This window comes from Cupriavidus sp. JZ107, assembly GCF_053903255.1.
The window spans coordinates 364,570-390,312 of sequence record NZ_CP096481.1; the positions used below are offsets into that span (position 1 = coordinate 364,570).

Sequence of the window (25,743 nt, forward strand, 5' to 3'; positions counted from 1 at the left end):
ACAATCGGTTCAAAACTTTCCGATTTTCATGATGAATGGTCGTTGGAATACTGGCGATCCGTCAACTGCCCGATCGGAGAGCCGTTGTGGCCGAATCCGCTTGCTTGTCCCGTCCTTCCCGTCTTTCCGGCCCTGGTGCCGAACCGATTGCCACCTTCGCCGCTTCACATCGCTGGAAAGTGCTGGGCGTCGGCGTGGCCGCCAACGCCAGCTTCATCGCCGCCGCCAACGGGTTGCCGGCCACCGCGGTATGGCTGCGCAGCGCTTACCACCTCGATAACGCGGGGCTCGGCTTGCTGCTCGGCGCGTTGGGCGTCGGCGCCGCGCTGTCGGAGTTGCCATGGGGCGCGGCGGCCGACCGCTGGGGCGACCGTCGCGTGCTGCTGTACGGCCTCGGCGCCACGGCGCTGACGCTGGCGATCATGGCGCTGTTTCTGGCGCCGACGGCGGACCGCGTGCCGCCGCTGTGGATGGCGATGGCCTGCATGGCGCTGCTGGGGCTGGCGGGCGGCAGCGTCAATGGCGCCAGCGGACGCGCGGTGATGCGATGGTTCGCCGAGGGCGAGCGCGGCCTGGCGATGAGCATCCGCCAGACCGCGGTGCCGCTTGGTGGCGGGTTGGGGGCCCTGGTGCTGCCATGGCTCGCGGTGGCTGCGGGCTTTCGCTGGGTGTACGCGGTGCTCGCCGCCTTCTGCGTGGCATCGGTCTGGCTGACCTGGCGCTGGCTGCACGAGCCGCCGCATGCCGATGCGCGCGCGGCCGTACGGCGCCATGCACACGGTGATGCGGGGCCGCTGCGCAGCGTACGCGTCTGGCGCATCGCGGCAGCGATCGGCATTCTGTGCGCGCCCCAATTTGCGATCCTCAGCTTCGCCTCGGTGTTCCTGCACGATGCCGCCCACGTCGGCGTGTCGGGCATCGCCGCGACGCTGTGCGCGGTGCAGGTCGGCGCGATGGCGATGCGGATCTGGAGCGGCCGCCATACCGACCGGCGTGGCAACCGCCGTGCCTGGCTGCGTCTTTGCACGATGGTCGCGACCTTGACCTTCGTGCCGCTTGCGCTGTGCGCGGCGATGGGAAGCAGCGTGCCTGCGGCGCTGACGATGGTCGCCGTCGTGCTGGCAGGCATCGCCGTGTCCGCCTGGCATGGGGTCGCGTACACCGAGCTGGCCACGCAGGCCGGCGCAGAACGTGCCGGTACCGCCTTGGGGCTGGCCAATACGCTGGTCTTTGTCGCTTACTTCGTTGCGCCTTCGGCGATCCCGCAACTGCTCGAACGCAGCGGCTGGACCGGTGTGTGGCTGGTTGCGGGCGCCTGTGCGGCGATGGCCTGGCCGCTGTTTCCGCGGGCGGGGAAGGACGTACAGGCCTGAGCGCTGAACGCTATTCCATCCGCTTCGGCAGCCCGGCAGCGAGGGCATCGACGGCGAGCCGTACCTTGCGCGCAAGATGCGGCGTGCGCAGCCAAAGTGCATAGGCGTCGTACAGGAAAGCCGGCTCGTCCGGGAACAGCCGCACCAGTGCACCGGCGTGGATCCGTTCACTGACGAGCCAGGAGGGAAGCCATGCGACGCCCATGCCGGCGGTCGCCGCGTCGGCGATCGCGTCGAGGTCGTCGAGCAGCAGCCGGCCTGCCGGATGCCATTCCACCGGCGGCCCATCGTCGCGCGGGAACAACCATGGCGCCACCGGTCCGGAGCGGCGATAGACGATCGCATGGTGTTGGCGCAGGTCTTCGATTTGTTGCGGCTCGCCATGGCGATCGAGATAGGCCGGCGAGGCACAGACGATCATGCGCTGGCGAGCGATCCGGCGCGCGATGGTGTCGGCCCGGTCCTGCAGGCTTCCGGTGCGGATCGCGAGGTCGTAGCCGTCTTCCGCCAGGTCGATCAACCGGTCGCTGAACGACAGTTCCAGTTCCAGAGCCGGATATTGGCGTGCGAGCGCCAACAGGATCGGCATCGCGCAGTGCCGGCCAAAGTGAACCGGCATCGTGACGCGCAGCTTGCCGCGCGGCTCGGCCAACTGGTCCGCCGCCAGGGCGTCGGCAGCCTCGGCCTCGGCCAGGATCAGGCGGCAGCGTTCGTAATAGGCGCGGCCGAAGTCGGTCAGGCTCTGTCGGCGCGTGGTGCGGTTCAGCAGCCGCGTGCCGAGGCGCTCTTCGAGGAAGCGGACGTGCTTGCCGACCATCGGCCCCGTGATGCCCAGTGCGTCCGCGGCGGCGGCAAACGAGCCCAGATCGACGGCTTTGACGAACACGGCCATGCTGGTCAGGCGGTCCATGATTCGAAAGTATCGGTTTCGATGGTCGTGCCAGAGAGGCGATTTATCGGTTTGTTGCCGGAAATCATACTGGATTCGTCACAATCAATTTGGAGTGAATCCAGCCATGCAAACCGCTCGCGTCGTCCGTTTCCATCAAATCGGCGGCCCCGAAGTCCTGCGCATCGAACACGCCGAAGTACCGGAGCCGGGCCCCGGCGAGGTGCGGATTCGCGTCAAGGCGCTCGGTCTGAATCGCGCCGAGGCATTGCTGCGGACCGGCCGCTATATCGAGACGCCGACTTTCCCGTCCGGCCTCGGCCTGGAAGCGGCGGGCGTGATCGAATCCGTGGGTCCGGGCGTGGACGGTCTTGCACCGGGCGACGCGGTCAGCGTGGTGCCGCCGAAGTCGATGGTGCAATGGCCGACCTATGGCGAATGGATCCGCATGCCGGCCGCGCTCGTCGTCAAGCATCCGCCGTCGTTGAGCTGGGAAGGCGCCGCCGCGCTGTGGATGCCATACCTGACCGCGTATGGCGCGTTGATCGATGTCGCCGGACTCGGCAAGGGCGACGTCGTGGCGATTACCGCGGCATCCAGCAGCGTCGGCCTCGCCGCGATCCAGATTGCCAATGTGGTTGGCGCCATTCCCATCGCGATCACGCGATCGTCGGCGAAGCGGGCTGCCCTGCTCGACGCCGGTGCGCGGCATGTCGTGGCCTCGGGCGAGGAAGACCTCGAGGCACGGCTGAAGGAGATAGCGGGCGAGCACGGCGTGCGCGTCGTGCTCGACGCGATGGGCGGCCCGATCTTCGAACCGCTGACGGCAGCGATGTCACGCGGCGGCATGCTGATCGAATACGGCGGCCTGAGCCCGTCGCCCACGCCGTTTCCGCTGTTCACGGTCTTGAGCAAATCGCTGACGCTGCGGGGGTATCTGGTGCACGAGACCATCGGCGATCCGGCGCGGCTGGCGGATGCAAAGGCGTTCATCGTGCGCGGAATCGACGAGGGGCAACTGCGGCCGACCATCGCCCGGACCTTTGCGTTCGACCAGATCGTCGAGGCGCATCGGTTTCTGGAGTCGAACGAGCAGTTTGGGAAGGTGGTGGTGAGGGTTTGAAGGGGGCTTTCTGGAAGAGTGGATCAGCGTGTTGAGGCAATCTCCTGCGCTTCAGTTCTTTGTTATCTCACCAACGAGCATCGGCTATGCGTCTCCACAATCCCCCGCATCCTGGCGAGATCCTGCGTCAGCTCTGGCTGGAACCTCTGAAGCTGACCATCACCGAAGCGGCCGCCGCTCTGGACGTATCGCGGAAAACCCTGTCCGGGATCGTCAACGGTCGTGCCTCCATCACGCCCGAAATGGCGGTCCGGCTTGACATGGCCTTCGGCAAGAGCGCGGAATCGTGGTTGGCGCATCAGGCCGCGTATGACCTGTGGCAGGTCAATCAGCGGCGCGATGGATTGCATGTGCGCACGCTGATAGTTGTTACGTAGGCGTGACCGCACGCCTGGGCGAGTACTGTATGCAATGCGCGCCTTTCTGGGCGCACCGGAATTGCGTAGTCTGGCAACGGATGCTTGTTATTTAGCAAAGGGAAACATGCAAGGAGTCCTTCGCGCCTGCCTTCTCACGAACGGTACGCCTCACTCGTATGACGACCCGATGAGACGGCTTTGCGGAGAGACGAGGGTATCATCCTATCCTGTTCAATTGACGGTAGAGCGCTACAGGGCTAAGACGTACGATCTTAAGCGTGTTATGCAGTTCGGCTATACGTGTATCGCTGTACAGCGATCCCATTTGCCGGCCGCACAGAGTTTCCCGGTCGGATTATTAATTGTTCATTCGTTATGGGGTCTCATTCACACGAGCATCAAGTGAAGACATGGCAATTTCTCCGGAATGTTTGCCAATCGGTGTGCAGCGACGCAATCATGACGCCGCAATGCCCCGAGCATAGTTCACAAGTAACTTAGTATTTACGCGGCGCACCTGTTAAGGTCGCTCGCATCTGTCTGAAAACACCGATTATCGAATGGCCTCAGTTGATACTCTGCGCCTCCTTGCTCGAATCTTCTCCCGGCCGGTCTATCGCGACCTGGCCATGGGACGACTGGGCGTACCGTTGCGGTCGGCGTTAAGGCACTGCCGCGCTTACATCGACATCGAGAGAGCGACTGCTCGCAGTGTATTCGAGCAAGCGTATGCCGCGCTCCTAGCAAGCTACCGAAGTGAGTATATTTATAAAAATACCATTGTGCAAAAGGCGATTTTCGGGCATCACAGCCCTGCGACCGCTGCATTCCTGACAGAGTTTAATGTCAATGAATCGAAAGCGGATGCCGTTGTACTCAATGGTACCTCTTCGGTCTACGAAATAAAGACGGAGTACGATAGTTTTTCTCGTCTCCTCACCCAAATTTCGGACTATGGACGCGTATTTGACCTATTAACTGTGGTCACTCATGACCAGGGGATTGCAGCGGTCGAGAAGATTGTGCCCAGTCACGTGGGAATTTCTGTTCTCAGCAGGCGTGGGCATTTACGTAAAATTCGGCCCGCGACATCGAACATTGCGAATACCAATGTTGAAATGATGTTTCGATGCCTACGGCGTGCCGAATATCAGAACATCCTGATCCGAAGATTTGGCGGTTTTCCCAACGTCGCGCCGGGATTTTTATGGGAAGCGTGCCTCAATGAATTCCGGAAGCTAGAGAACAACATCGCGCACGCGGAGATGGTCGTGGAGCTCCGCAAGCGTACTACAGACCCGGCCAAAGTAGCGTTTGTTAAGGCTCTCCCAGCGCCACTACGCACGCTCGGTTTTGCCGAACCATTGTCAAAAATTCGGGCAGCAGAGTTGCTAACGAACTTGGAATTGCCATTGAACGCATTGAAATAACCCTCCCAAAGTTGGGAGGAAAACGCGTATGCCTTGATCTAGAGTTGTGTTTTTCTAAACACAGATGGAGTGAGGCAGTGTACTACCCATACTTTTTTGGCCGTCGGAGCGAGCTGCTCGCGCTGCGTGATGTGGCACGGCCCCTCGCCACCGCAGAACTCGTGGCTCCCGTGATAGAGCCGGTTCGAGAGGATCCCGCCAGTCTGATTCTCACCTTTCGAGATCATCTACAGCCGGCTGGTCAGATCGCTTACCTGATAGAGAACCCGATTCTGGGGCAGTTCGAAAGCAACAGGAACATCGCCCGCGATTGGTTCGACGAAGTGTCGCAACTTTTTGCAAGCCCGGTCGTCAGACCGACGTTTTTAGCATCGCCCAAGTCGACGCTTGAAGAGTTTCGCGAGTTCGTGCTTCGATATCGGGGACGATCCATTGGCATCGTACTCAGAAATTCAGCTATTTCTCCTGTTGACCTGGCTGCAGTAAGTAGTGCCTTTGGCGGGGACCGGAGGTTCTTTTTGACCGGCGGCAGTCCAATGGCCAGTACGCTAAGGGCATTGGGAGTGGGCAACTGTGTGAAGATTGAGGATAGGTTTGAGACGCAGCCGCGCAATGCAGCGTACACCGGAGTGGAGCCCTTCTCGGACGCACATCTTAGTTTTTCGGATGCTGGTTTTGCAGGATTTGGCGATTACACTGTTTTGCCAGGGGTTTATAGCGAAGGCGGTGGCCCGCCGGGTGCAATAGCCATTCATTTGACATTCGTAGACCGAGCATCACACGAGATCTTTGTAGAGCATTTCGTCTCGGATACTATTGAGGCAGCTATCCGGGACAATGACCTGAAGTTTCGTGAAGCGATAGCAAAGATACCCCGAGCGATTGCGCGCTCCGCAAATTCGTTTGGTCCGACGGAAGGCGTAAATCGGTACGTGGCTGCTGCAAGGGGAGGCACGCTTCCGACCCTCGCTGGAAATAAACGCTGGTCAATCGCCCACCATCTTGAACTAGTAAGTGGTGTTATGAGTGGCCGGTTTGCCTGATGATTTAGATATGCAACCGGGCCAGCCCCGGTGCTTACCCCCATTTCGGGGCCGCAGCTCCTGGAGCGGCCCCAGATTTGAGGGTCATACTGTCGTCTCGGGACTGACGCGCTAAATCCATCCGGATTCATGCAGATGGTCGTGAACCTAGTAAAAAAACGCCCGGGTCAAGGCCGGGGCGTTAATAATGGTCGCCACACCGACTTGGAATGCTTTCCCTATCCCTTGATCACACTACTCTTTCGCCCTTCGCCCGCATCTTCCTCCCATCTCGGCGCCATATTCGCCCTTGAACACAATCAAATCCTCGAAGCTCTGGGGCACGGGCGAAGTGACGTTTGAAGCCGGTGTGGATTACGTCTGGCGCCATGCTGTCGAACGCGGACTTTCTGATCCTAGACAGCGCTGAATATGCGCAGCTATGGCGGCAATCATTCCTTCTATGCCGAGGCGAAGGCGTAGGAGCGCCTGAACGCCGTGCAACAGCTCGAGCGGCGCGAGCTCGACCGTCAGCGAGAAGAACTCGCGCTACACGAGGAACGCGAGCGTCAGCAGCGAAGGCAGGCACGAGGCTACTGGTGCGGGAAGGAGGCGAATCAGGCGAACATCCTGCTGGGCCGGCAGAAGGAGCGCAGCGAGAGTTCTGCCAGCAGATCGCGTCAACAGCGGACCGGCGTACTCGAGCAGCTCACCGAGCGCATTCGGGAAGCCGCGCATGAAGTCGAAAACGAGGCGGCCATCAGCCTACATTTCGCTGCCGGTCACGCAGCCGGCGCAGCGGCGCGTGGTGGCACTTTGATGCTGTGGAGCTACCGTTCGTATCGAAAGCCGCGTGCCGGATCAGCCTGATTTTGACGGGACAACAGCGCGTGGGTGTGGCCGGCCAGAACGGTTGCGGCAAATCGACGTTGCCCAAGGTAATGGCCGGCCATCTCGCCCCTTTGGCTGGAGCTTGCAGCGCCGCTCCGGAGACCGCCTATCTCATCAGCGGTTGGCCAATGTGCATCGCGAGCAGTCGGTACTGGAGCAGCTGATGGCGGTCAACCGCAACGCCAGTGAAGGCGGTTTGCGCATGCGGCTGGCGCAGCTTGGTCTTGATGCACAGGAGATTGCCGCGCCGACCAGATCGCTGAGCCGGGGGAACGGCTGAAGGCGGCACTGGCACAGACTGCTCTGTGCCAGTGCCGCCGCAACTGCTATTGCTCGACGAACCCAGCAATCACCTCCGACCTTCCATCGATCGAGGCGCTTGAGGTCATGTTGCGCAGCTATCGGGGAGCGTTGATGGTGGTGTCGCATGACGATGCCTTTATGGACAACCCGGCGCTGAAGGACCGGCTGGTCGTCAACGAAAAAGGGCTGCCTGTTGGAACCGTGGTCAGCCCATCTAGACTCAGCCGTTGAGGACGACCGGAGTATCAGACTTGATCACAACGTTAAACGTGGCTCAGCCGGGAAAGGGCCGTGCGCCTACATTGGCAACATCAGTAGGATGCTCTTTGCAGCTCCCTAACTTCTTTCGGTAACTAGCTCTGTCAGCCGCCTGCAATGGGATGTCGGAGCAAGTGCTCGAGATCATCCATTCTCGCCCGTCGGCAACACTTTGCGTTGGTGGTCCATCGCATCGTTGAACCCATCAGGCACCGGCTTGAAAGGTTTCCCGGGTGAACGGTGGCTACTTTGGAATTGACGCAGGGCCTGCACGTCGATTTCGCCAATCACGCAGTAGTCAGTGACGCCCCCTTTGACCCGCAGCACATCGCGTCTCCAACTGTCCTTGTAGGGGGCCCGGATGCGGCTATCGCCGTATTGCCTATCATTGCATTGAATGATGTAGGCATGAATGTCCAGAGCGGCGGATTCAATCAGTGCATTGAAGGTTTCGGTATCAGGATTCCATTCTGGCACGAACAGCGCATCGACCTTGCCGCGTAGATCGGCACGATAGCGGATGTTGGTCAGTTCGCTGCAAATTAGCATGGTAAATCGTAAGTCGCCGTGTTGAATGATGGGCGGCGTTTTCCATGCCTTATCCGGCTTCATTTTCAACCCGGCCAAGCGTTGTAGTTCCTGCTCTTCATGAAGCGCGGGCCGCTGCTTATCCTGGCGGTAGATCATCAGCGAAGGAAAGCCCAGACCATCGTGAGACAGCGCCGCCCAAACTTGGTTGCGAACCAGCGACTTGCTGGCGTGCAAGTATTCGATACCGGTAATCAGCGAAATGCCTCGACCTTGCAGTTTACGGGCAATACGGATGAACCAGTGCGCGGGCAGTGCCAGCTCCGGCAGAATAAGGTAGCGGCTGTCCCTAGGTTGGGCGATAACGCTATCCAGCAAACGGCACAGACGTACATAGCGTTCGGCATCGGGGTCTGACATGCGCATCACACTGGCCGTCCAGCTGTCCAAGTTTGTTTGCCAACTTGAGACTGCAATACCGTATTTGCGAGGAGCGACACCGTCCGGTATCTGCAATACGTTATTTTTATCGAGTAGAGGCGCTTTCTCGCCCAGTTCGAAGCCACGCACAGATAGCACCACAGCTTGCATGCTGTCCTGTACCGCTTCCGAATAGGCATGGCGATTCAGAATGAATAGTTCAGGCAGGTTGAAAGGCCGAGTCGCGAATGGCAGCCCCTGCGGCAAATGTTTGAAGCCGATCCATTGGGCGAGAGTCTGAGCGCCCTCGAGTACAACGTCAGGCAGAAGCTCATCAGCTTTGTCGCAACCAACGACGGTCTTTTTGGCAGGAATGCCGCGCTGTGCCACCATTTCCTTCGGCAGCCCGATGAAGCGCAACGGCATATGGGCAAGGTCAAACCAAAACAGACGGGCCTGCTGTATTTGAAAACCTTTGGCGGATAACGGCCAGGACAGACAGGAATCAGGGCCGATGACGGGATGGCAGTCGGCCATATAGGTTTGCCACGACTGCTTGCCTGCTTTGGACAAGCGGGGTGGGAATGCGGCTGTAATGCTGTCCCGGATGCTTGTGAAGAGCTGTTCTTTCCAGCGGCCCAGCATCTCCCTTGCATCCGGCTTGCCCTGCCCCTCTGGCCACGCTTTTACGCTGATGTCGCACTGCTCCTGCACCTGCTTGCAGAGTCTTTGCAGCGTTTCGATGATCCGACGCAAATCGGCAAAGTCTTCGCAGGCCGTCGCCAAACGAATGACCCGCGGCAGATAGACAGCCAGATCGAAAAACTGCGGCAACACTAGCACGTGCTGAGTAAATGCGCGGAAGAAGGCACGGCGATGTGCTGTCCACGCTTCGGGCAGCAAATCGCGTTCATAGGCTTCGAAGTCGCGCAGTTTTATGGCGAAACCAGCCCGCCGCATAGTCAGGGCGTCGGCCTTGCGCAAGTTGTCGGCGGCCTCGCCGTCGCTCTGTGTGGCGGCCAACAGGTCGGTTCCAACATGCGTGGCCGAGCGAGGCAACCGCGGCATGGCCCGCCATTCGCTGGCACGCTCATGAATCTGGTGAGCGATCGCGTCCACCAACGTCTTTCCCGGCTCACCCGTCAGAATGAACACTTTGTTCTTGCCGTTGGCAAAACGCACCAGGCTCTTCCCATCACCTTCGCTGAGGTAACTCGGCTTGAAGCCAATTTGCTTTTTGCCTTGATCCACCCAGTCCAGCATTTCGTTTGACCTAGCAAATAGCCATTCCCATAAGTCCACCGTCGAACCGAAGTCTGCGCCGTTCTCCATGACCAGCAGAATGTCATCGACGTAGCGTCCGTAATAAATTGGTGCAACCTGTTGCTCGATACAGCGATCTAGCTCGATCAGTGCAATGTTGGCGACAATGGCTGATGCTGGCAGCCCCACGGGTAGGCCCTTCTTCAGCGGTGTTGCCGCTGCCCATGCTTGCAAGGCATGAATGAACAGGCGATGGAGCTTGATCTGGTCTTCCGTCAACTCCAGTTCCAGCACATCGGCGACAAATGCCTGATTCAACATAAAGCCCGGATTCAGCTCATGATAGAAAGAACTGACATCCGCTGTCAGCGCGACAATCTTCTTGTCAGCATCCAGGGCGCTACGCATGGCGGTGATACCGTTGTCGCGCCAGTTGCGAAAGGGTTTCAAGTAAGGCTGGAACGAGCCGAGCGACAGCTTATTAATGCCTTTTCCATCTTGCGTGCGGCGCAGCCGATTACCGTAGGCGCACTCACTCAACTTTGCATCGAAGAACTGCCCGACTTCCAGCATCCACAAGGTGGACAGCACATGAAAGTCCAAGCTGCATCGAGCCATGACCCGGAACTCCGCCGTTGGCTTTTCAGGTATTTCCTGCTCGGCCAAGGCTTCAACCGCATGCTCCCATTCCTCAGTGGGAGAGGAAAAGATCAGCCCACCGCCATTGTCCTTTTTGCGCTTCGCCCAGCGGTCCATCTCTACGGACTTGGTCGCCAACGTCCAGGTGCCGATGAAGTCGGGCAATGTCACCCAAGATTCGTCCTCGCCGTTGATCTTTTGCTGGAGCGAATAAAGGTTCGAATGCAAGTTCTCTTCATAGCTCGCAATTGCGTCCAGAGAGGCATGGGATGAGTAATAGAGATCAACCTTAGCTTTGCGATAGGCGAGGCCGAGATCCTGAAGGCTGGTCATGGAGTCATCTAATTACAGGGTTGAATCGTCTTTGCGGACATCCCAATCTATCGAGCGCGCCTCGGCAGTCTCGTTGGACTGCTTGATCATCTTGACGTAGTTCGGGAAATCCAGCTTTCCGTGGCCAACGGGGCGAAAAATCCAATGAAATCTTGTCACGTTCACGGGCTGGAATCGCTGCTTGATCTCAAGCAGGATAACGCGGTGCCTATCTCGCCGCAAATGGGATTCGCCGAGTAGTAGAACATGCGTGGCGGCCCGTTTGTTAAAGTCAGCTTCAAATTGACATGGGTGACATGGGCTTTGCCCCAAGGCATTTTCGAAAGCTGAGCCCGATTACCCGCCCTTGCGGGACACGCCATCAGGAGCAAGGTGCACGACAGATTCGTGCACCTTGCGGCCACTCACCCAGCCAATCCCGTGAGGGATTTGGGTTGCTTGTCATGGATTGGACGCAGCAGACGGCGGTTGTCGTCCGACAGGAGCGCCACCAGCGACGCGAGGTAAGGAAACCAAATGCTTAGAGTCTGGCTTGCCTGCCGGGGCCAAGCCATCTGATTGGCGGATACCGACAATACAGCGCTTCATGATCGCAAATCCGATGACGCGTTGACTTGGGACCATATCAATGGCTAATAATTATCGTGTCCCATAATACCTGTCCGATACGCACGTCAACTCGCGAAGGCCCAGAATCGGATTGGCTTAAAACGAATCATCCGCCGGAGCGAATGGCAGTCAGATCGCCATTTAATATGGACGGGCGCCTAGGCGCCATGAGTCTGTAGTGTTCCATCAGCCGGTGAATCAACTTGATGTCAATGTTACTCATCGCCTTTCCGTCATACCTTGGAATCAAGTAGTTCCTGGTGCTGGACTCGCTCATCCGGCAGAGCTTAGTGCGAACACAGGCTTGATCTCGGCGATGTAAGCCTGTGACTGTGGCGAACGAGCGTTCACGCTCGAGCTCAGAGAAATCATCAGACATTGAACAGAAAATTCATCACATCCCCATCCTTCACCACATACTCCTTTCCTTCCGCCCGCATCTTGCCCGCTTCCTTGGCGCCCTGTTCGCCCTTGAAGGCGATGAAGTCCTCGAAGGCGATGGTTTGCGCGCGGATGAAGCCGCGTTCGAAGTCGGTGTGGATCACGCCGGCCGCCTTCGGAGCGGTGTCGCCGACGTGGATGGTCCAGGCGCGCACTTCCTTGACGCCCGCGGTGAAGTAGGTCTGCAGGCCGAGCAGCTTGAAGCCGGCGCGGATCACGCGGTCCAGGCCCGGTTCTTCCATGCCGAGGTCGGCCAGGAACACGGCCTTGTCCTCGTCCTCGAGGTCGGCAATTTCGGCCTCGATCGCGGCGCAGACGGCGACGACCGGCGACTTGGTCGTTTCGGCGTACTTGCGCACCGCGTCCAGATGCGGATTGTTCTCGAAGCCGTCCTCGCGCACGTTGGCCACGTACATCGTCGGCTTGGCGGTGATCAGGCAGAACGGGCGCAGCGCGTCCCATTCCTCGGGCGCCAGATCCAGCGTGCGCACGGCCTTGGCCTGGTCGAGCACGGCCTGGGCCTTCTCGAGCACGGCGACCAGCCGCTGCGCTTCCTTGTCGCCGGCGCGGGCCGGCTTGACGTAGCGGGCCAGCGCCTTTTCGACGGTGGCGAGGTCCGCCAGCGCCAGCTCGGTATTGATGACTTCGATATCGGACAGCGGATCGACCTTGCCGGCGACGTGGATCACGTTCGGATCCTCGAAGCAGCGCACCACGTGCGTGATGGCGTCGGTCTCGCGGATATTGGCCAGGAACTGGTTGCCCAGGCCTTCGCCCTTGGACGCGCCCGCCACCAGGCCGGCGATGTCGACGAACTCGACCGTCGCCGGCACCACGCGCTCGGGCTTGACGATCTCGGCGAGGGCCTTAAGCCTCGGATCCGGCACTTCCACCACGCCGACATTGGGCTCGATGGTGCAGAACGGATAGTTTTCGGCGGCGATGCCGGCCTTGGTCAGGGCGTTGAACAGCGTGGACTTGCCGACATTGGGCAGGCCGACGATGCCGCATTTGAGGCTCATGGTGTTCCGGGCGGTAAGCGATAGCAAAGCCGGTATTCTAGCGGATGGCCGTCCCGGCGCCCGCCGGTCCAAGCGGCCCGCGTCAGGGGGGCGGCTCGCCTGCCGGGCGAGCGCTGGGTGACCCATCAAGGCCGCTGGCTATAATCGCCCCATGACCAGAGCCAGCGCGTCCACGCGGACCTCTTTTTCCCATTTCCAGATTGCCGTGGTCGGCGGCGGCATCGTCGGCAAGACTTGCGCCTTGCTGCTGGCGCAGCAGGGCATGCAGGTCGCGCTGATCGCGCCGCGGCCTGGAAACGGCGCGACCCCAGGGCCGGTGCCCGGGGAAGGCCAGTGGGACAGCCGCGTCTACGCGTTCTCGGCCAGCTCGCAGGCGCTGCTGAGCCGGCTGCGGATCTGGGAGGCGCTGGATCCGGCACGGATGCAGCCGGTGCGCGACATGCGGGTGTTCGGCGACGATACCGCGGCGCGGGACGACGCCGGCCTGACCGGCGATCTGCATTTCTCGGCCTACGCGGCCGCGGTGCCGGAGCTGGCGTGGATCATCGAATCGAGCCATGTCGAGCGCGTGCTCGATACCGCGCTGCGCTTCCAGCATCAGGTCCATTGGTATCAGCAGGCCGCCACCGGCTTCGAGCGCGACGAGCTGGGCGTCACGCTGACGCTGGAAGACGGCGCGCGGGTCCGCGCCAACTGCGTGGTCGGGGCCGATGGCGCCCGCTCGTGGGTCCGTACCCAGTGCCATATCGGTGTCAGCACGCGGCGTTACCGGCAGTCGGGGGTGGTCGCGAACTTCGCCTGCGAGCTGCCGCATCACGCGACCGCGTGGCAGTGGTTCCTCGGCGCGCCGCCGAAGCTGCTTGCCGACGAAGAGTCGTGCAACTGCGAAATCCTGGCGATGCTGCCGCTGCCGGGCAATTACCTGTCGATGGTGTGGTCGGCCGACGAGGCCCATGCGCGCGAATTGACCGCGCTGACGCCGGAGCAGCTGGCGCAGGCGGCGATGGACGCGGCCAGCGGCGCGGTCGGCCGCCAGTTCGGCGCGCTGCGTTGCGTGACGCCGGCGCAGGCCTTCCCGCTGGTGCTGCAGCATGCCGAGTGCGTGGTGCAGCCGCATGTCGTGCTGGTCGGCGACGCCGCCCACGTCGTGCACCCGCTGGCCGGGCAGGGCATGAATCTCGGCTTGCGCGACGTCGCGGAACTTGGCCGCGTGATGGCCGCCAAAGAGTCGTTCCGCGACGAAGGCGATCTGCGTCTGCTGCGCCGCTACGAGCGCGCGCGCGCCACCGACCTGCTGTCGCTGACGGCGGCCACCGACGGCCTGCATCGGCTGTTTTCGTTGCAGAGCGGGCTGGCGCGGATGGTCCGCAATACCGGCATGCGGGCGGTGGGCGGCCAGGCGCTGCTCAAGCGCTTCCTGATCGGCCGGGCGCTCGGCTGAGCGCCGGCGCCATCGATCGGGTCCCGTCATCGCGGCCAACGCAGCGAACGCGCCGAGCGCACTGAATCCATCCGCGGCCAAACCGCCCGGTCCACCCACATCCGAGCCAACCAGAACCCGGAGTCAATATGTCGTATTCCCTCGGGCGCTCCGCCCGCCCGAACCCGCCGCACTTCAGCGTACTGCGCAACGTGCTGACCCGGCGCGCCTCGCGCGCGATGGCCGCGTTGACGCTCGCTGCGGCCACGGCCGCCTTCGCCCATCCGGCGCTGGCCGCCACTGATCCGACCGCGGAGCGCATCAAGACCAATGTGCAGAAGATGCTGGGCGGCCGCGCGGAGATCAAGAGCGTCGAGAAGACGCCGATCGCCGGCCTCTACGAGGTCAATATCGGCGGCCAGCTGGTCTATGCCGATGCGAGCGGGCGCTACATCCTCAATGGCGAGCTGCTCGATACGCGCAGCGGCACCAATCTGACCGAGCAGCGGCTGGCCGAGATCAATCGGATCAAGTGGTCCGACCTGCCGCTGTCGCGGGCGATCAAATGGAGCAAGGGCGACGGCAGCCGCCAGGTCGCGGTGTTCTCGGATCCGAACTGCGGCTATTGCAAGCAGATCGAGCAGACCTTCCAGCAGATGGACAACATCACGGTCTACACCTTCCTCTATCCGGTGCTGTCGCCGGACTCGACCGTCAAGGCCAGGCAGGTCTGGTGCGCGTCCGACCGGACCAAGGCGTGGCGCGACTGGATGCTGTCGAAGGTCACGCCGAGCGGTGCCGGCAATTGCAAGACGCCGCTGGAAGAGAACCTGGCGCTGGGCCACAGCCTCAATGTCACCGGCACGCCGGCGGTGTTCTTCACCGACGGCACGCGCATTCCGGGCGCGGCCGACGTCGCGACGCTGGAACGCAAGCTGTCGAGCCTGAAGAAGTAAGGAACCAAGCAGGTCCGGCGCGGCAGGCCCGCGTGGCCCGGCGTGGCCCCCGGGCCTGCACGATCGCATAACGGAACTCACAACCGATCGCACAACAGAACACATAACGGATCGCATAACGGATCGCATCCCCAGGAGACACCACCATGACCTTCCGCGCGCTGTTGCTGACCCAGACCGACGGCGACAAGCCGTCGACCCGCGCCGAGATCGCGACGCTGCAGGACGACCAGTTGCCCGCCGACGGCGACGTGCTGGTCGAGATCGATTATTCGACGATCAACTTCAAGGACGGCCTGGCGATCACGGGCCGCAGTCCGGTCGTGCGCAAGTGGCCGATGGTGGCCGGCATCGATGGCGCCGGCACCGTGCTGGAGTCGTCGACCCCGCGTTGGCGCGCCGGCGACAAGGTGGTGCTGAACGGCTACGGCGTCGGCGAGACGCACTGGGGCTGCCTCGCGCAGCGCGCGCGCCTGAAGGGCGAATGGTTGGTGCGCCTGCCCGAGTCGCTGACGACGCGGCAGGCGATGGCGATCGGCACTGCCGGCTATACCGCGATGCTGTCGGTGCTGGCGCTGGAGGCCTCGGGCGTGCGGCCGGAGCAGGGCGAGGTGCTGGTGACCGGCGCCTCGGGCGGCGTCGGCACCGTGGCGATCGCGCTGCTCGGCAAGCTTGGCTATCGCGTCGTGGCCTCGACCGGCAAGACCGGCGAAGCGGACTTCCTGAAGGCGCTCGGTGCGGCCGACATCATCGATCGCGCCGAACTGTCGGCGCCGGGCAAGCCGCTGCAGAAGGAGCGCTGGGCCGCGGTGGTCGATGCGGTCGGTTCGCACACGCTGGTCAATGCCATCGCGCAGGTGCGCTACGGCGGCGTGGTGACGGCCTGCGGGCTGGCGCAAGGCATGGATCTTCCGGGATCGGTGGCGCCGTTCATCCTGCGCGGCGTGACGCTGCACGGCATCGACAGCGTGATGGCGCCGATGGCGCGGCGCGAGCAGGCGTGGGCGCGTCTCGCGCAGGACCTCGAGCCGGACCGGCTGGCGGCGATCACGCAGGAGATCGGCCTGGCCGACGCGATCGAAGCGGGTCAGCGCATCATCGGCGGCGGCATGCGCGGACGCGTGGTGGTCGACGTCAATCGCTGACCGCGAAGCCGGTGCCGCCGCCGGAGCCACGCCGAGGCGGCATCCATCCGGGAAGCAGCGCCCGGGCCCGCGTGCCCGTGACGCTACAATCGTGGCCATGAAGCCGATCCACTACGCCATTGCCCCGCTTCAGCCCGAAGCGCATCTGTTCGCGGTCACCGTCACGGTGGACGATCCCGACCCCGCCGGCCAACGTTTCTCGCTGCCGGCGTGGATTCCCGGCAGCTACATGATTCGCGAGTTCGCGCGGAACATCGTCAGGATTCGCGCCGATGCCGGCAATGGAGCAGACCGTCGTCCCGTTGCGCTGACCAAGCTCGACAAGCACAGCTGGCAGGCCGAGCCGATCGACCCCACGCAAGGTCCGCTGACGCTGTCGTACGAGGTCTACGCGTGGGACCTGTCGGTGCGCGCGGCGCATCTGGATCGCACCCACGGCTTCTTCAACGGAACCTCGGTGTTCCTCTGCGTCGACGGCAAGGCCGACCGGCCCTGCACCGTCGACATCCATCCGCCCCAGGGCGAGGCCTATCGCAACTGGCGCGTGGCCACGGCGCTGCCGGAGGCGCCGGGCCGCGGCGGTGCCAAGCGCTATGGCTTCGGCCGCTATCGCGCCGCCGACTACGACGAGCTGATCGACCATCCGGTCGAGATGGGCGAGTTCGCGATGGGCACGTTCAAGGCATGCGGCGCGCAGCACGACGTGGTGTTCACTGGCCGCGTGCCGCAGCTGGACATCGAGCGCGTCTGCCGCGACCTGAAGCGGATCTGCGAGGCGCAGATCCGGCTGTTCGAGCCGCGCAGCGAGCGCGCGCCGTTCCTCGACAGCAATCGCCGCTATGTCTTCATGACGATGGTCACCGGCGACGGCTATGGCGGCCTCGAACATCGCGCCAGCACCGCGCTGATGTGCGCGCGCGGCGATCTGCCGGTGCGCGGCAATCCGGAAAGCAGCGAGGGCTACCGCGGCTTCCTCGGCCTGTGCAGCCACGAGTATTTCCATACCTGGAACGTCAAGCGGATCAAGCCGGCGGCCTTCGTGCCGTACCGGCTGCAGGCCGAAACGCATACGCCGCTGCTGTGGCTGTTCGAGGGCTTCACCAGCTATTACGACGACCTGATGCTGGTGCGCAGCGGCTGCATCACCGAGCAGCAATACGTCGAGCTGCTGGCCAAGACCTGGAACGGCGTGCTGCGCGGCAGCGGCCGCACCAAGCAGAGCGTGGCCGACAGTTCGTTCGATGCCTGGACCAAGTATTACCGCCAGGACGAGAACGCGCCCAATGCGATCGTCAGCTACTACACCAAGGGCTCGCTGATCGGCCTGGCGCTGGACCTGACGATTCGCAGCCGCACCGACGGCCGCCGCTCGCTGGACGACGTGATGCGGATGCTGTGGCGGCGCTATGGCCGCGATTTCTACGCGCCCGGCGCGGTGCAGCGCGGCGTCACCGAGGACGAGGTCCATGCGCTGATCGACGAGGTCGCCGGCGTACGCGTGTCCCCGCAGCTGCGGGCCTGGACCGAGGGCACCGGCGAGCTGCCATTGCCGGCGCTGTTCAAGTCCTTCGGCATCCGGGCCGAACCGCGCAAGCCCACGCGCGCGGCGGCGCTCGGCATCAAGACCACCAGCGAGAACGGCTGGGTGCGCGTGACGCAGGTGCTCGACGGCGGCGCGGCGCAGGCGGCCGGCTGGTCGGCCGGCGATCTGCTGGCCGCGGTGGACGGGCTGCGCGTCACGCCGAACGGGGCCGGGCAGCTCGACAAGCTGCTGGCGCGCTATCGCGCCGGCGACAGCGTGCCTTGCCACCTGTTCCGCCGCGACGAACTGCACGTGCTGCCGGTGACCTTCGCGCCGGAGCCGGCCTCCGAATATCGGCTCCAGCTGGAAGAAGGCGAAGATCGGCGCCGGCGCGGCCGCCATCCATTGCGCGCGCGCTGGCTGGGCCAGTAAGCTGGCGGCCCTGCCGTCCGCCGTAGCTCATCGCCGTAGCCCGCCCACCGCGCCCGCATGCAATACGCCCACGATCCCCGCACCTTCGTTTTCTCGCACTACGTCTATCGCGGCCTGCGCTCGGCGACCGGCGTCATCGGCGCGACGCTGATCGCGCTGCAGCTGGCGGACCTGCCGACCGCGATGGTGGTGTCGATGGGCGCGCTGTGCACCAGCCTGATGGACCTGCCCAGCCCGGTGAACCACAAGTTCAACGAGATGCTGGCCAGCGTGCTGCTGTGCACGGCGGTGACGCTGGTCGTCGCGCTGGTCACGCCATTCCCGCGCGTGCTGCCGGTCGTGCTGGTGCTGGTCACCTTCCTGGCCGGCATGATGACTGTCTACGGCAACAAGACGATGCCGTTGCAGTTCTCGACGCTGTTCGTGATGACGCTGACGTTGAGCGAGGACTTCGTCGTGCGGCGCGCAATCGAGCACGCGTTGCTGTTCGGCGCCGGCGCGGCGGCGTACATGGCCTACGCGATGGCGGTCAGCTGGCTGATGGAGCGGCGCACCAAGCAGCAGATCCTGGCCGAGTCGCTGTACGAGCTGGCCGCCTACCTCGAAATCAAGGCCGGCTTCTACGATGCCGGCAACGATTACGACGAGCAGTTCAACGCGCTGGTGCGCCAGCAGATCGTGGTCGCGGAGCGGCAGCAGGCGGCGCGCGACCTGGTGCTGCGCGGCAACCGCACGCCGCATGATGGGCTGCTGGTGCAGGTCCATCTGCGCATGCTGGACCTGTACGAATACATTCTGTCGACCAATACCGACTATCCGCTGCTGCGCCAGACCTTCGCCGGCACGCCGGTGCTCGACGCGCTGCGGCGGCTGATCCGGCTGATGTGCGAGGACGTCGAGGCGATCGCCTACGACGTGACGCGCGGCCGGCCCTCGTATGCCGAGGTCGATTACCGCGAGGCGCTGCGCGCGGTCGCCGACGAGATCGCGATGCTGCGGCACCACCATATCGACCCGGCCGCGATGACGGCGCTGGGCGAGACGCTCGACATGATCAAGGGCGCGATCGCGCTGGTCGAGCAGCTGCACGTGGCCTCGCGCACGCCGGTCGAGCCGCGCCAGGTGCTGCCCGGCCCCGACATGACGCCGTTCCTGACGCGCCAGCGCTATGAATGGCGCGTGCTGCGCGACAACCTGCACTGGCGCGCGCCGGTGTTCCGCTTCTCGCTGCGGGTCACGATGGCGGTGGCGGCGGGGCTGGTGGTGGCCGGCTATCTGCCGTACGCCTCGCACAGCTACTGGATCCTGCTGACCATCATCGTCATCCTGAAGCCGAACTTCAGCATGACCAAGCAGCGCTACAACGACCGCCTGATCGGCACGCTGATCGGCTGCATCATCGCGCTGGCGATCCTGCGCGTGGTGCACGAACCGCTGGTGCTGCTGGCGGTGCTGTTCGTCTCGCTGGTGGCCAGCGCGACCTTCGTCACGATCAAGTACCGCTACACCGCGATCGCGGCCTGCGTGCAGGTGCTGGTGCAGATCAACCTGCTGATGCCGGGCGCGACGGTGGTCGGCGAGCGGCTGGTCGATACGGTGATCGGCGGCGTGATCGCGTCGATCTTCAGCTTCGTGCTGCCGAGCTGGGAATACCGCGCGATTCCGGCGCTGGTCGAGAACGTGCTGAACGCCAACCGGCGCTATATCGCCGCCACGCGCGACCTGCTGCTGGGTAAGACCGGGGACGACTTCGCCTATCGGGTCGAGCGCAAGCAGTTCATGGACAGCCTGTCGGCGCTGATCGGCTCGTTCCAGCGGATGCTCGACGAGCCCAGGAGCCGGCACCGCGCGGTCGACAACCTGAGCCGCTTCATCGTGCAGAACTATCTGGTGGCGGCCCATGTCGCGGCGGCGCGCATCCAGGTGCGCCAGCACGCCGACGAGCTCGACCTGCCGGCGGCGCGCGCCGCCGTGGAGGAAGCGACCGAGGCGGCGAGCCGCAGCCTGCGGCTAGCCAGCGAGCGGCTGGTCGAGGGCGACCGGGGCGAGGGCAGGGGCGCGGGCTTCATCCGCCGGCGGGCGGCGCCGGTGGAGCAGCCTGCCGCGGCCGTGGACGGTGAGAGCGCGGCGGCGGGCAACCGCGCCGAAACTGCGGAGGCACCGAAGGCACCGAAGGCACCGGAAGCACAGGAAGCACAGGAAGCAGCGGATCCGCATGCCGAGGCGATGCAGCAGAAGCCGGTGACGGAGATGGCGGGCGAAAACCGGGCCGCGCCAGCGAAGGAGACCGCGGATGCCACCGCGGCCGCCGACTCGGCCGCCGATGCCGCGCTCGCCGAAGCCACCGAACGCCGCGCCAGGCTGGCCGATTCGGCCGACCGCTGGCATACCGAAACGCTGGTACAGACTGCCGGCGCCCCGGAACCGGGCGGTACCGCCAGCTCGACTGGCCGCGCCGCCAACGCGGTGCTCGAGCGCCGGCTGCGCGCGCTGCGCGCCGACGCCGCCAAGATCGCGCTGCGCACCGGCGCGATCGGCCGCGCGATCCGGCAGCGCGCCTGAACGCCGGCCGTGCGTGCCCCGCAAGGCCGCCCCCTGCGCGCGGGGGTGGTCATGGCGCCGTCATCGCACTAGTCTAGGTTTGTACGGATCTACGGATGCAAGGGCGTAAGGACTCGCAAGGAGGGACGGCGATGGAAACCTGGCACATGGTGGCGCACGGCAAGGTGCAGGGGGTCGGCTATCGCGCGGCCTGCGAGGATCTGGCGATCCAGCTCGGCCTGGGCGGCTGGGTACGCAACCGCGACGATGGCACGGTCGAGGTGATGGCGTACGGGCCGCCGGAGCGGCTGGCGCAACTGCGCGAATGGATGGAGCAGGGCCCGCCGGCGGCGCAGGTGGAAAGGCTCGAGGTCGAGCCCGGAGAGGGCGAGTTCGAGCTGTTCGAGTGGCGCACCACGTAGTCGCCTGATTGTCGTTCCCGCGCAGGCGGGAACCCAGCGGCTTTCACCACCGCGCAAAAGTCGCTGGGCCCCCGCGTTCGCGGGGGCGACGGTACGTTCGCGCCTGGGCCGTTCGCGCCTAGTGCGCGCTCCAGTCGATCGGCTCGCGCTGGTGCTCGACCAGCCAGTCGTTGGCGAGGCGGAAATGCCCGCAGCCGAGAAAGCCGCGATGGGCCGACAGCGGCGACGGGTGCGGCGCCTCGAGGATGCAGTGCTCGCCCGCCAGCAGGTTTTTCTTGGCCTGCGCGTGGCTGCCCCACAGCAGGAACACCAGATGCGGGCGGCTGGCCGCCAGCGCCGCGATCAGGCAGTCGGTGACCGCCTCCCAGCCACGCCTGGCGTGGCTCGCGGCTTGTCCCTGTTCGACGGTCAGCACGGTATTGAGCAGCAGCACGCCCTGGCGCGCCCAGCCTTCCAGATTGCCCGAGGCCGTGGGCCGCGCCACCGCCGGGTCGCCGTATTCGGCGGCGATTTCCTTGAAGATATTGCGCAGGCTCGGCGGCACCCGCACGCCGTCCGGCACCGAGAAGGCCAGCCCATGCGCCTGCGGCACCTCGATGCCATCGACCACGCCGACGCCGTGATAGGGGTCCTGGCCGAGGATCACGACCTTGACCGCCTCGGGCGGCGTCAGATGCAGCGCGTGAAAGACGTCGCGCGGGAAGACCGGCTTGCCGGCGGCGCGCTCGCCGTCGACGAAGTCGGCGAGCCGCTGCCATGCGGGCGTGGCCAGGCATGGCGCCAGCAGCGCGCGCCAGGCGGGCGGCAGGGCGTCGGCCTGGGCCGCCAGCGGCGTCCACTGGGGCTGCGGCGCGCGGGCGGGTGCGGCGGGCGCAGCGGGCGCGGCGGCGGATGGCGTCGCCACGTCGGCGAACAATTCGGCTTGCCCCGTTTCCGCCGCGGCGGATCGGCTCGGACGGCGGCCCATCAGGCGGCTCCCGCCGGCGAGCCGGCCTGCCTGGCCAGCGCATAACCGCGCGCGGCCTTGCTCTTGTCCGACGGCGCCAGCGCGGCCACCGCGCCGAGCCGCTCGCCCAGCGCGCGCAGCGTCGCCGCCGCGCAGGACGGATCGCCCGACAGCCATTCCAGTTCGAGTTCGTCGATGGCCTCGCGTGCCGACGTCAGCGTGCTGCCATCCTGCGCCACCGCGGCGATCACGCCGGCGTCCAGCGCCGCTTCGATCTCGGCTTCGGCCTGCGCTTGCCCTGGCGCCTGGTCGGCGGCGATCAGCGGACAGCGCAGCCGCCACGTCCGCCGCACGAAATCGGTGCGGAATACGGGCCGCAACCGGCCCAGCAGCGGCTCGAGCAGCGCGCGGGCCTCGTCGTCGAGCTTCGCCGGCTCCAGCGCTTCGCCGGCGACCTCGGTTTCCCATTCGTTGCGCGTGGCCAGCCCGGCCTCGCTGCGCCCCGCGGTCTTCAGCGTCTGCAGCCAGCGCTTGCCGTCGCGGCGCAGCCGCAGCGCGGCGCGCGCCTCCGCCAGCTCATGGGCCGGCGTGTCGAAATAGACGTTGAGCAGATGCGATTCGCCGACGGCCTGCGCGTTGGCGTCGAGCCAGGCCACCAGCGCGGCCGCGGCGGCGGCATCGGGCACGGCCAGTTTCAGTTCGATTTCCTGAGCCATCGGATCGGTCGGTGTGCGGAGGCGGGCGGCGGGCGGCCGATGTCAGGCGAACAGCCGGGCCAGTTCGGCGCCCGGATCCTTGGCGCGCATGAACGCTTCGCCGACCAGGAAGGCGTGGACGTTGGCCTCGCGCATCCGCGCCACGTCGTCCGGTCCGAGGATGCCGGACTCGGTGACCACCAGCCGGTCTGCCGGCATCGCCGGCAGCAGGTCCAGCGTGTTCTGCAGCGAGACCTCGAAGGTGCGCAGATTGCGGTTGTTGACGCCGACCAGCGGCGTCTTCAGCCGCAGCGCCGCTTCCAGCTCGGCGCCGTCGTGGACCTCGACCAGCACGTCCATGCCGAGCTCGTGCGCGCAGGCCTCGAGTTCGGCCATCAGGCCGGGATCGAGCGCGGCGACGATCAGCAGGATCGCATCGGCGCCCCAGGTCCGGGCCTCGTAGACCTGGTACAGGTCCACCATGAAGTCCTTGCGCAGCGCCGGCAGCGGGCAGGCGCCGCGGGCCCGGCGCAGGTAGTCGGCGTGGCCCTGGAAGAAGTGTTCGTCGGTCAGCACCGACAGGCAGGCCGCGCCATGGCCAGCGTAGCTCTCGGCGATCGCTTCGGGCACGAAATGCTCGCGCAGCACGCCCTTGGACGGCGACGCCTTCTTGATCTCCGCGATCACGCCGGCCTGGCCGCCATCGATCTTGGTGCGTAGCGCCGCGCCGAATCCGCGCGGCGCGAGGCCGGCCTCGCCGCGCAGGCTCTCGGCATCCGCGCGCAGGCTGGGCAGGTCGCGGCGCTTGCGCGCGGCGCTGACTTCGTCGGCCTTGACGGCCAGGATCTTCTGCAGGATGTCGGACATGCTTGCTTGCCTCTGATTACTGGAACTGCCGCGTGGCCTGCACGAACTCGTCGAGCTTGGCGCGCGCCGCGCCGCTGGCGATCGCCTCGCGCGCGCGGGCGATGCCGTCCTCGATCGACGAGGCGACATTGGCCGCGTACAGCGCGGTGCCGGCGTTCAGCGACACGATCTCGCGCGGGGTGCCCGGCACGTTGGACAGCGCTTCGAGCAGCATCTCCTTCGATTCGGCGGCGTCGGCCACCTTCAGGCCGCGGTTCGAGATCATCGACAGGCCGAAGTCCTCCGGGTGGATCTCGTATTCGCGCACCTCGCCGTCCTTCAGTTCGCCCACCAGCGTGGCCGCGCCCAGCGACACCTCGTCCATGCCGTCCTTGCCGTAGACCACCAGCGCGTGACGGGCGCCCAGGCGCTGCATCACGCGCACCTGGATGCCGACCAGGTCGGGGTGGAACACGCCCATCAGGATATTGGGGGCGTCGGCCGGGTTGGTCAGCGGGCCCAGGATGTTGAAGATCGTGCGGACGCCCATTTCCTTGCGGATCGGCGCGACGTTCTTCATCGCGGGATGGTGGGTCGGCGCGAACATGAAGCCGATGCCGGTCTGCGCGATGCACTGGCCGACCTGCTCGGGCGTCAGCATGATGTTGACGCCGAGCGCCTCCAGCACATCGGCGCTGCCGGACTTGGAGCTGACGCCGCGGTTGCCGTGCTTGGCGATGCGCGCGCCGGCCGCGGCCGCGACGAACATCGATGCAGTCGAGATATTGAAGGTATGCGAGCCGTCGCCGCCGGTGCCGACGATGTCGACGAAATGCTCGCGCTCGGACACCGTGACCTTGTTGGCGAATTCGCGCATCACCTGCGCGGCGGCGGTGATTTCGCCGATGGTCTCCTTCTTGACGCGCAGCCCGGTCAGGATCGCGGCGGCCATCACCGGCGAGATCTGCGCCTGCATGATCTGCCGCATCAGATGCAGCATCTCGTCGTGGAAAATCTCGCGGTGTTCGATGCAGCGCGTCAGCGCTTCCTGGGGCGTGATGGGCATGGCGGTCTCGCAGGCGTGGGGTTTGTTCGATCCGTTCGATGGGGCGCGTGAGGGGGCGGTAGCGAGGGCGGCGGCGAGCGGGGCATCGAGCCGTTTCATCGCGCCACCTTCAGGAAGTTCTCCAGCAGCGTGTGTCCGTGTTCGGACAGGATCGACTCGGGATGGAACTGCACACCCTCGATCGCGAACTGCTTGTGCCGCACGCCCATGATCTCGCCGTCGGGCGTCCACGCGGTGACTTCCAGGCAGTCGGGCAGCGTCTCGCGCTCGATCGCCAGCGAATGATAGCGCGTCACGTCGAACGCCCTGGGCAGGCCGGCGAACACGCCCTGTTGCGTGGTCTCGATGCGGCTGACCTTGCCGTGCATCACCTGCTTGGCGCGGATCACCTTGCCGCCGAACGCCTCGCCGATCGCCTGATGGCCCAGGCATACGCCCAGGATCGGCAGCTTGCCGGCGAAGTGCTTGAGCACGGCCACCGAGATGCCGGCCTCGGCGGGGCTGCACGGGCCGGGCGAGATGCAGATGCGCTCGGGCGCCAGCGCCTCGATTTCCTCGATCGTGATCTCGTCGTTGCGGTGGGTCCGCACGTCGGCGCCCAGCTCGCCGAAGTACTGCACCAGGTTGTAGGTGAACGAGTCGTAGTTGTCGATCATCAGCAGCATGATTCACCCGGCTTGATGTTGGTGGAAACGGAAGGCGCGTGAAGCACGCGTGCGGTGGGCACGCGAAGCGGCAAGCGCGGCCGGCGCAGGCTGGCGCGCGGCGGTATTCGAAACGGTTGAAGCGGGGGAGGGGTTCGACGGCATCGGCAGATCTCCTGGGTATCTAGGAGCCGCCGCACCGGTG

Annotated in this window: 22 protein-coding genes; 14 read left to right on the forward strand and 8 right to left on the reverse strand. The window is 64.7% G+C overall.

What is annotated here, in order from left to right:
- Positions 1-35: 35 nt before the first annotated feature.
- A complete protein-coding gene (locus M1D55_RS11275; protein ID WP_456282200.1) occupies positions 36-1,373 on the forward strand; it encodes an MFS transporter in 1,338 nt (445 codons plus the stop codon).
- A gap of 10 nt (positions 1,374-1,383) precedes the next feature.
- Here M1D55_RS11275 and M1D55_RS11280 read toward each other — a convergent pair whose 3' ends face one another.
- Positions 1,384-2,283 (reverse strand): LysR family transcriptional regulator, encoded by a 900-nt coding sequence (locus tag M1D55_RS11280; RefSeq protein ID WP_456282201.1) that lies wholly within the window; start codon positions 2,281-2,283, stop codon positions 1,384-1,386.
- Between the two features lie 106 nt (positions 2,284-2,389).
- Between M1D55_RS11280 and M1D55_RS11285 the strand changes: the two genes are divergently transcribed.
- The 7 genes from M1D55_RS11285 (at position 2,390) to M1D55_RS11315 (ending at position 7,621) form a co-directional block, all read left to right on the forward strand.
- Positions 2,390-3,385, forward strand: coding sequence for a zinc-dependent alcohol dehydrogenase family protein (locus M1D55_RS11285; RefSeq protein ID WP_456282693.1), 996 nt, complete (start codon positions 2,390-2,392; stop codon positions 3,383-3,385).
- Positions 3,386-3,471: 86 nt separating this feature from the next.
- Positions 3,472-3,762 carry a HigA family addiction module antitoxin gene (locus M1D55_RS11290; RefSeq protein ID WP_456282202.1) on the forward strand — a complete coding sequence of 97 codons (291 nt, stop codon included), beginning with the start codon at positions 3,472-3,474 and terminating at the stop codon, positions 3,760-3,762.
- A 542-nt stretch (positions 3,763-4,304) separates the two neighbouring features.
- Positions 4,305-5,174 carry a sce7726 family protein gene (locus tag M1D55_RS11295; RefSeq protein ID WP_456282203.1) on the forward strand — a complete coding sequence of 290 codons (870 nt, stop codon included), beginning with the start codon at positions 4,305-4,307 and terminating at the stop codon, positions 5,172-5,174.
- A 77-nt stretch (positions 5,175-5,251) separates the two neighbouring features.
- Positions 5,252-6,217, forward strand: coding sequence for a sce7725 family protein (locus M1D55_RS11300; protein ID WP_456282204.1), 966 nt, complete (start codon positions 5,252-5,254; stop codon positions 6,215-6,217).
- A 477-nt stretch (positions 6,218-6,694) separates the two neighbouring features.
- Positions 6,695-7,066: a hypothetical protein gene (locus M1D55_RS11305; protein WP_456282205.1), complete on the forward strand. Its 372-nt coding sequence runs from the start codon at positions 6,695-6,697 to the stop codon at positions 7,064-7,066.
- Positions 7,067-7,092: 26 nt separating this feature from the next.
- Positions 7,093-7,251 (forward strand): hypothetical protein, encoded by a 159-nt coding sequence (locus tag M1D55_RS11310; protein WP_456282694.1) that lies wholly within the window; start codon positions 7,093-7,095, stop codon positions 7,249-7,251.
- 223 nt (positions 7,252-7,474) lie between these two features.
- Complete coding sequence (locus M1D55_RS11315) at positions 7,475-7,621, forward strand: hypothetical protein (RefSeq protein WP_456282769.1); 147 nt, start codon at positions 7,475-7,477, stop codon at positions 7,619-7,621.
- Between the two features lie 171 nt (positions 7,622-7,792).
- On the opposite strand, the gene M1D55_RS11320 is transcribed toward M1D55_RS11315, so the two are convergent.
- Positions 7,793-10,831, reverse strand: coding sequence for an RNA-directed DNA polymerase (locus M1D55_RS11320; protein ID WP_456282206.1), 3,039 nt, complete (start codon positions 10,829-10,831; stop codon positions 7,793-7,795).
- A gap of 980 nt (positions 10,832-11,811) precedes the next feature.
- The gene (gene ychF, locus M1D55_RS11325; RefSeq protein WP_006577986.1) at positions 11,812-12,903 is read right to left on the reverse strand and encodes a redox-regulated ATPase YchF; all 1,092 of its coding nucleotides are present in this window, start codon (positions 12,901-12,903) and stop codon (positions 11,812-11,814) included.
- Positions 12,904-13,054: 151 nt separating this feature from the next.
- Here ychF and M1D55_RS11330 point away from each other — a divergent pair, with 151 nt between their 5' ends.
- The 6 genes from M1D55_RS11330 (at position 13,055) to M1D55_RS11355 (ending at position 21,341) form a co-directional block, all read left to right on the forward strand.
- Positions 13,055-14,344 carry a UbiH/UbiF family hydroxylase gene (locus M1D55_RS11330; protein WP_456282207.1) on the forward strand — a complete coding sequence of 430 codons (1,290 nt, stop codon included), beginning with the start codon at positions 13,055-13,057 and terminating at the stop codon, positions 14,342-14,344.
- A gap of 218 nt (positions 14,345-14,562) precedes the next feature.
- Positions 14,563-15,279: a DsbC family protein gene (locus tag M1D55_RS11335; RefSeq protein ID WP_064577047.1), complete on the forward strand. Its 717-nt coding sequence runs from the start codon at positions 14,563-14,565 to the stop codon at positions 15,277-15,279.
- Between the two features lie 146 nt (positions 15,280-15,425).
- Positions 15,426-16,424, forward strand: a complete 999-nt coding sequence (gene acuI, locus M1D55_RS11340) for an acrylyl-CoA reductase (NADPH) (RefSeq protein WP_456282208.1) — start codon at positions 15,426-15,428, stop codon at positions 16,422-16,424.
- Positions 16,425-16,521: 97 nt separating this feature from the next.
- Positions 16,522-18,378, forward strand: a complete 1,857-nt coding sequence (locus tag M1D55_RS11345) for a M61 family metallopeptidase (RefSeq protein WP_456282209.1) — start codon at positions 16,522-16,524, stop codon at positions 18,376-18,378.
- A gap of 57 nt (positions 18,379-18,435) precedes the next feature.
- Positions 18,436-20,940, forward strand: a complete 2,505-nt coding sequence (locus tag M1D55_RS11350; RefSeq protein ID WP_456282210.1) for an FUSC family protein — start codon at positions 18,436-18,438, stop codon at positions 20,938-20,940.
- A gap of 131 nt (positions 20,941-21,071) precedes the next feature.
- Entirely contained in the window at positions 21,072-21,341 is a 270-nt protein-coding gene (locus tag M1D55_RS11355) for an acylphosphatase (protein ID WP_456282211.1), read from the forward strand.
- 118 nt (positions 21,342-21,459) lie between these two features.
- On the opposite strand, the gene M1D55_RS11360 is transcribed toward M1D55_RS11355, so the two are convergent.
- The 5 genes from M1D55_RS11360 to M1D55_RS11380 form a co-directional block, all read right to left on the reverse strand.
- The gene (locus M1D55_RS11360; protein ID WP_456282212.1) at positions 21,460-22,308 is read right to left on the reverse strand and encodes a uracil-DNA glycosylase; all 849 of its coding nucleotides are present in this window, start codon (positions 22,306-22,308) and stop codon (positions 21,460-21,462) included.
- Positions 22,308-23,003 carry a CYTH domain-containing protein gene (locus M1D55_RS11365; RefSeq protein WP_456282213.1) on the reverse strand — a complete coding sequence of 232 codons (696 nt, stop codon included), beginning with the start codon at positions 23,001-23,003 and terminating at the stop codon, positions 22,308-22,310. The genes M1D55_RS11360 and M1D55_RS11365 overlap by 1 nt, the downstream gene beginning before the upstream one ends.
- Before the next feature lie 42 nt (positions 23,004-23,045).
- A complete protein-coding gene (gene trpC / locus M1D55_RS11370) occupies positions 23,046-23,849 on the reverse strand; it encodes an indole-3-glycerol phosphate synthase TrpC (RefSeq protein WP_456282214.1) in 804 nt (267 codons plus the stop codon).
- Between the two features lie 16 nt (positions 23,850-23,865).
- The gene (gene trpD, locus M1D55_RS11375) at positions 23,866-24,894 is read right to left on the reverse strand and encodes an anthranilate phosphoribosyltransferase (RefSeq protein ID WP_064576979.1); all 1,029 of its coding nucleotides are present in this window, start codon (positions 24,892-24,894) and stop codon (positions 23,866-23,868) included.
- 95 nt (positions 24,895-24,989) lie between these two features.
- Positions 24,990-25,559 (reverse strand): aminodeoxychorismate/anthranilate synthase component II, encoded by a 570-nt coding sequence (locus tag M1D55_RS11380; RefSeq protein WP_006577780.1) that lies wholly within the window; start codon positions 25,557-25,559, stop codon positions 24,990-24,992.
- Between the last annotated feature and the right edge of the window lie 184 nt (positions 25,560-25,743).